At 73.4% G+C, this 4,778-nt stretch carries 6 protein-coding genes; all 6 read right to left on the bottom strand.

The genetic code is table 11. From position 1 onward, the window contains the following. On the bottom strand, window positions 1–950 hold a 950-nt coding region (locus tag ABT247_RS31820), incomplete at its 3' end, for a polyprenyl synthetase family protein (protein ID WP_350749689.1). A gap of 196 nt (window positions 951–1,146) precedes the next feature. Then, window positions 1,147–1,359, bottom strand: coding sequence for an MbtH family protein (locus ABT247_RS31815; RefSeq protein ID WP_350749686.1), 213 nt, complete (start codon window positions 1,357–1,359; stop codon window positions 1,147–1,149). A 76-nt stretch (window positions 1,360–1,435) separates the two neighbouring features. Continuing rightward, window positions 1,436–2,077 carry a 2-hydroxychromene-2-carboxylate isomerase gene (locus tag ABT247_RS31810; protein WP_350749684.1) on the bottom strand — a complete coding sequence of 214 codons (642 nt, stop codon included), beginning with the start codon at window positions 2,075–2,077 and terminating at the stop codon, window positions 1,436–1,438. A 107-nt stretch (window positions 2,078–2,184) separates the two neighbouring features. Then, window positions 2,185–2,910, bottom strand: coding sequence for an IclR family transcriptional regulator (locus tag ABT247_RS31805; protein ID WP_350749681.1), 726 nt, complete (start codon window positions 2,908–2,910; stop codon window positions 2,185–2,187). A 4-nt stretch (window positions 2,911–2,914) separates the two neighbouring features. Continuing rightward, window positions 2,915–3,661: a thioesterase II family protein gene (locus tag ABT247_RS31800; RefSeq protein ID WP_350749679.1), complete on the bottom strand. Its 747-nt coding sequence runs from the start codon at window positions 3,659–3,661 to the stop codon at window positions 2,915–2,917. A gap of 22 nt (window positions 3,662–3,683) precedes the next feature. Further along, window positions 3,684–4,643 carry an ACP S-malonyltransferase gene (locus ABT247_RS31795; RefSeq protein ID WP_350749676.1) on the bottom strand — a complete coding sequence of 320 codons (960 nt, stop codon included), beginning with the start codon at window positions 4,641–4,643 and terminating at the stop codon, window positions 3,684–3,686. Between the last annotated feature and the right edge of the window lie 135 nt (window positions 4,644–4,778).

Raw genomic sequence — 4,778 nt, 5'->3', positions numbered from 1 at the left:
CGCCGGGGCGGGCGGGGGCGGCGGGCGGGGGGCGCGGGCGGGGGGTTTTGGCGCGCCCGCCGCCCCCCGGCCCGACGGCGGCCGTTCTCGTCCACGACCGGCCCGTCCTCCAGCAGTCGGCGCAGCTCGGCCGCACGCGGCCCGTCCTCGCTGAGCGCCAGCAGTACCGGCAGCGTCCGCACCCCGACCGCGAGGTCGATCCCGGCGTCCTTGCCGGATTCCGCCGGCTCGGCCGCGAAGTCGAGGAGATCGTCGGAGAGTTGGAAGACGATGCCGAGGTGCTCGCCGTACTCGGCCAGCGCCCGGACCGCTGGGGCGGGCACGCCGGCCACGGCACCGCCCAGGCGCAGCGCGAGGGAGATCAGCGACGCCGTCTTGTCGGCGATCACCGCGAAGTGATGGGTCAGCGGGGACTCCCCCACGGCCGGGCCGGTCAACTCCCGCAGCTGTCCCTGGACCAGGCGTTCGGCCGCGCCGCCCTGCAACCTGACCACCTCGCCGCCCAGGTCCGCGGCGAGCCGGGCGGCCCTGATCAGCAGCCGGTTGCCGAGCTGCACGGCGGTCCGGTTGCCCCAGCGGGCCGGAGCGCTCGGTACGCCGTGCCGGCTGCGCGCGCCGTCCATCACGTCGTCGTGGTGCAGCGACGCCACGTGTATCAGCTCCACCAGCGCGGCAGCGTCCTGGACCCGGTCCGACCGGTCCGCCGGGGCCGTCTCGCCGAACTCGGCGGCCAGCAGTACGAGCAGGGGGCGCAGCCGCTTCCCGCCGGCCTCGATCAGGTACCTCGACCACTGGGCGACCAGCGCGTCCGGTACGTCCGCGGCCACTTCCCGCAGTCGGGTCTCGGAGCGGGCCAGGCCGCGGTGCAGCCGGTCGACGAGCCCCCGGTCGGCCAGGTCCAGCCGGGCCACCAGGGAGTCCGGCAGGGGCTCGGCGGTCAGCGCGGTCATCGTTCCTCCGGGCGAAGCATCGGCGCGGTCGTTCGAACCCGACCCTAGGACCGTGCTCGCGCCATGCGGGGATCAGCCCGGGCAGGCTGGCAGCAAGCTGTCACCGGAGAAACGGCGGGCCCCGGTCCGCGTGGGGTCGGACCGGGGCCTGCGGGGTGCCGGCGGCCGAGCGGAGCCGCCGTCGGTGGTTCGCGCGTCAGGCGCCCATCGCCTCGATGAGGCTCTTCGGGCGCATGTCCGTCCAGTTGGTGTTGATGTAGTCGAGGCAGGACTCGCGGCTCTCCTGGCCGTGCACGACGGTCCAGCCGGCCGGGATCTCGGCGAAGGCCGGCCACAGCGAGTGCTGGTTCTCCTCGTTGACGAGGACGTAGTAGGAGGCGTTGTCGTCCTCGAACGGGTTGGTCGCCATGATCGATCGGGCTCCTGTCGGTTGGTTGTTGTGCGGTCGGAACGGACCGGCGTCGGGTGACGTCGGCAGAGGTCGGTCAGCGGGCGGTCGCCGCGGCGGCCGCCATGCGGTGGCGCACTGCGGAGACGAACCCGGGCAACCGGTCGATCCCCCAGAAGCGCTGGTAGCCGTCGATGAAGTACGGCACCCCGAACACCCCGTCGCGGTAGGGGGCGTCGAGCGCCTCCAGGCCCCGGGCACGCACTTCCGGGTCCTGCCACGCGGTGCCCACCGCGGCGGGGTCGAGGCCCGCCCGCGCGCCGATGTCGGCGACGACCTCCGGGGAGGAGATGTCCAGTCCCTCCTCCCACCTGGCGCGGTAGGTCTCGTCGATGAACTGTCGGCCGCGGCCGTGCTCCCTGGCCACCAGGTAGGCCAGGTGCGAGACCTCCCAGTGGGGCGCACGGTCCACCGGCCAGACCATCCGCAGGTCCCGCTCGACGGCCAGTCGGCGGATGTCCTGGAGCACGTAGAGGTACTTCTCCCGGGAGAGCTCCACGTAGGGCAGTTGCACCCCGGAGGACTCCAGATGGTCGTGCTGGGCGTCGTCCGGCTCCCAGAACGGCAGCCAGTCGATCGTTTCCGCGACGTCCGGGTAGCGTGTGATCAGATCCCGGTACGCCATCCACGAGTACGCGCTGCTGAACGAGAAGTACCAGCGCGGCGGCTTTCTTGCCATCACTGTCTCCAAGGAATTCGCAATGAACAGCCGGATGGATTTCTATCGATTTCCCGGCGGAGGGGACAAGGCGTTCTGCAGCTAACTGTCAGAAACGGGTTCGCCGGTCAGGCCGGCCCGGTGTCGAGCCCGGCGGCCGCGTCGATGAGCAGACCTCCGTACTGCCGGCCCGGAGCGCGGGACATCAGGGTGACCGGTCCGTCCAGTACCAGAGCGGCCACGACCTGCCCGGCCGGGCCGCGCACGGGCACGGCGGCCGCGCCGAAGCCCAGCTCGCCGGTTCCGAGGCTCTGTGCCCAGCCCTGGCGGCGCACCTTGGCCAGGGTCACCATGCCGAAGGCGGCGCCCCGGATCGACCGGGCGATCTCCTGCGGGTCCTCCCAGGCCAGCAGCGCCTGGGCGCCGGCACCGGCCTTCATCGGAAGCGCCACGCCCTCCGCCGACCTGATCCGCCGCCCCGTCCCCGGGCCCTCCGCCGCGGCCACGCAGACCCGCAGGCCGCCGTGGCGCCGGTAGAGCCGGGCGCTCGCCCCGGTGCGCAACCGCAGCTCCGCCAGCACGTGGCCGGCGCTCCGCGCCAACCGGTCCCGGCCGGCCTCCTCGGCCAGCTCGCCGATCCGCGGGCCGATCAGGAACCGTCCCTGGGCGTCCCGGGTCAGCAGGCGGATGTTCTCCAGGGCGAGTGCGAGCCGGTGCACGGTCGCCCTGGACAGACCGGTGACCTCGCTCAGCGTCCGCAACGAGGCCGGGCCGTCGGCCAGCACGCCGAGCAGCAGCGAGGTCTTGTCCAGGACGCCGACGCCGCTGCCCGACTCCGAGGTCAGGGTGGCCATCGCGCTACGCGATCCGGGCGGCGAGATCGCGCAGCAGCGCGTCCCGCTGGTCCGCCAGGTAGAAGTGGCCTCCCGGGAAGACCGTCAGGTCGAAGGAGGCGGTGGTCACGTCCGCCCAGGCGGCCAGGTCGGCCGGGGTGATCTCGTCGCGGTCGCCGACGTAGCCGACCACGGGACAGCTCACCGGGTGGGCCGGCCTCGCGTGGTACGTGCCGACGAGTTCGAAGTCAGCCCGGAGCGCGGGCATCACCAGGTCGTACAGGTCCGGGTCGTCGAGCAGTTGGGCCTCGGTGCCGCCGAGTCTGAGCACCTCCTCGATCACCGCCTCGTCACCGCCGAGGTGGGTGGGCTTCGGCGTCACCCGGTGCGGCGCCTTCCGCGCCGACACGTACAAGCCGGCCGGACGGACGCCGTGCTCCCGCTCCAGCTTCAGCGCGACCTCGTAGCCGAGCGAGGCGCCCATGCTGTGACCGAACAGGTGCACCGGGAGGTCGAGGAACGGGATCAGCGCCTCGGTGACCGCGTCGGCGAGCTCTCCCATGCCGGTGATGCAGTCCTCGGCGATCCGCTCCTGCCGACCCGGGTAGCGGGCCGCCAGCACCTCGACCCCGCCGCCGAAGCGGTCCGCCCAGCCGTGGAAGGCACTGGCGGTGCCGCCCGCGTGGGGCAGGCAGACCAGCCGTTTGGCGGTCCTGCCGCCGACCGGCGGGTAGCGCCGGAACCACCGGCTGTCGACTGCGCTCTCGATCATCTCTCCCTCTCCTGTCCGTACGTCATCCCCGTGCCCTCGACACCGCCGGTCCGACGGCCCCGAGGGCCAGCGGGCCGTCGACGGAGAGCGCCTCGACCGCCGGAGCGATGCGACGGGCCATGCCGGCCAGCGTGCGGCCGGGACCCAGCTCGATCAGCCGCGTGCAGGCGAGCGGACCGACCAACGTCCGCACGCCCTCCTCCCACAGCACCGGGGCGATGAGTTGCCGCTCCATCAGGTCCGGCCAGTCGGTGCCGCAGACGTGCGGGCGGGCGTCCACGTTGGCGACGACCGGGCTGTGCTGTGCGGCGAACTCGACGCCCGACAGCGCGGCCCTCAGCCGCGAGGCGGCGGACGCCATGAACGGGCTGTGGAAGGCCCCGCCGACCGGGACGCTGATCAGCTTCGCGCCGATCCCGGGCGCCTCGGCGGCCGCTGCCGCCACCCCGTCCGCGGAGCCGGAGAGCACCACCTGCCCGGGGGCGTTCACGTTCGCCACCCAGACCCGGTGTCCGGCTGCACGGGCGTCGGCGGCCAGCGCCTCGACGGCCGGCAGCGGCGCCCCGACGAGCACTCCCATGGTGCCGTTCGACGATTCGGCCGCCTCCCGCATGGCACGACCGCGCACGGCGACCAGCCCGGCCGCGTCGGCGAGTCCGAGTGCCCCCGCGGCCACCAGCGCGGCGAACTCGCCCAAGCTGTGGCCGGCGTAGGCGGCGACCGGCGCCTCGGACAGCAGTCCGTGCCGGAGCGCCTCGTCGTGGGCCATCATGTCGACCGTGAACACCGCCAGCTGGGCCAGGTCGGTACGGCGGAGCAGCGCACCGTCGGTGCGCAGGAGCAGTTCCTCGACGTCCTCGCCGGACTGCTCGGAGACCGTACCGACGAGCGACCAGGCCTCGGTATCCCGCCAGGGCGCGCCCATGCCCTGCTTCTGGGTGCCCTGCCCGGGGAACAGCAACGCGATCGGTTCAAGGGTCATGGCCCACACCTTCCAGCCGGCGGATCACCGAGTCGTCCGGTTCTTCCGCGCCCCGGCCGTCCGACGCATCGTGGTGGTGAACGAGCTGGACCCGGTCGCGTGCAGGGCCGTGACGCCGCGCCGGTACAGATCACC

The organism is Kitasatospora sp. NPDC001539 (assembly GCF_040298565.1).
Lineage (GTDB): Bacteria > Actinomycetota > Actinomycetes > Streptomycetales > Streptomycetaceae > Kitasatospora.
Note: the sequence above shows the minus strand (reverse complement) of the source record. Positions and strands in the feature narration are given on the sequence as shown.